Raw genomic sequence first — 1,504 nt, forward strand, 5'->3', positions numbered from 1 at the left:
GGTCTAGGAACTGCAGGTTTTGGATTTTTTGGTAGAAGGCGGCGAGTTTTTTGGCTTTGTCGCGTTTGAGGGCTTTGACGGCTTCAAATTCGGCGCGCAGGTTTTCTAAAAAAAGGCCGTTGATGACTTTGTCGATGTTGGCGGCTTCGGTGTAGTGTGCGCCTGCTTCGCGCCGCTCTTGTGCGTCCATGACGGATTGGAAGAGCGTGCCGAAGATTTCTGGACTGATGTTGCGCCAGTCGAAATTACCGCAGTCGATTAAGGCGTGGTGCTGCTTGTCGGTGAAGTCGAAAGTGCGCAGGCGTTCTTTGAAAAGGCCGCCGTTGACGTATTCGAAACCTTTAAATTTTTCGCTTTGGGTCTTGCTGCGCTTTTGGTCGGGTGTGTTGAGGAATTCAAAGAGTTGATTGAGCTTGTCGCCAAGCATATCGGCCTCTTTGCAGCTTTCTAAAAAGTCTTGAAAGAGGTAGTTGCGCTGGAAAACGGCGCTGTCGTCGGCAAAAAAGAGGAAAAGCAGGCGCGTGATGAAGAGCCTGAGTTCGTGTTCTTCGTAAATGCCCTCTTCCTGCAAGGCATCGTGCAGTCTGCCAATGGCCGTCGCCGCTTGAATATTGGCTTCTTCTTGAATTTGGCGGACTTTGGCTTCGATGCCGAACATAAAGTCGAAAACGCCGCGCGTAATGTATTCGGGCAATTCTTCCAACGGGAATTGCCATTGGTTTTCTACGCCTTCTTTAGGATCGCGACGATAAAGGTGGAAATGGGCAAAATCGCTGACGGCGTAATATTCAGGTAAGGCAGACGGCTTGGTGCGCTCGATTTCCTGCAAATAACGCTCCGCCTGTTCTTTGGCTTTGGCTAGGTTTTTGTTGGCGGATTTGTGTTCTGCCAGGAAGATGCCTTCCCAAAAGACATCGACAAATTGGGTGTTGTTGCTCGGGTCTTTAACGGCATATTCGAAGTGGACGACGTTTTTGCGATCAATGCCGAAAATCGCAAAAAATTCATTCCAAAAAGTGTCTTTTTCACGGCGTTCGTCGGTTTGGTTTTTATAGTGGTCGGCGAAATTTTGTGCAGCGCTTTGGAGTTGGAGCAGGGTTTTCATGACTTTATGGAATGAATGTATTGTATAAATGGATGGGGCGTTATTATAACGGTTTGCGTTAAAAAGGTCGTCTGAAACCTCTTTTCAGACGACCTTTCTTCTTTCTGGTTATCAATATTTAACCGCAACCACCGCATTTGCCGCAGCCACTGCTGCAGTCGCGTTTTTTCGGTTTGAACACGAATTTTCGCAAGAGGAAGAATACGCAGGCGAGCATAATCAAGCCGACGATAATATATTGAGTCATGACGATAGTATCCTTGAAGAAAGTTGGTAAACCACAAATGCGGCAAAATAAGCCATCAGGAACAAATAGCCTGTAATCATAAGCATATTTTTCGTGGATTTGGTTTCGCGTCTAATCACGGTCAAAGTCGCGGCACACATCGGAGCATACAC

The 1,504-nt window shown here is 47.3% G+C and carries 2 protein-coding genes; both read right to left on the reverse strand.

All coding sequences use genetic code 11. The features are described 5' to 3' along the window. On the reverse strand, positions 1–1,105 hold a 1,105-nt coding region (locus ACTHUM_RS13695; RefSeq protein WP_440403134.1), incomplete at its 3' end, for a type IIL restriction-modification enzyme MmeI. Positions 1,106–1,223: 118 nt separating this feature from the next. Beyond that, positions 1,224–1,352 (reverse strand): FeoB-associated Cys-rich membrane protein, encoded by a 129-nt coding sequence (locus ACTHUM_RS13700; RefSeq protein ID WP_003683546.1) that lies wholly within the window; start codon positions 1,350–1,352, stop codon positions 1,224–1,226. Positions 1,353–1,504: the final 152 nt, after the last annotated feature.

The sequence above is a fragment of the Neisseria sp. P0021.S006 genome (assembly GCF_051956895.1).

Excerpts from the sequence above, each read along its gene's own strand:
- ACTHUM_RS13700 (WP_003683546.1), bottom strand. The coding sequence starts at position 1,352 with ATGACTCAATATATTATCGTCGGCTTGATTATGCTCGCCTGCGTATTC.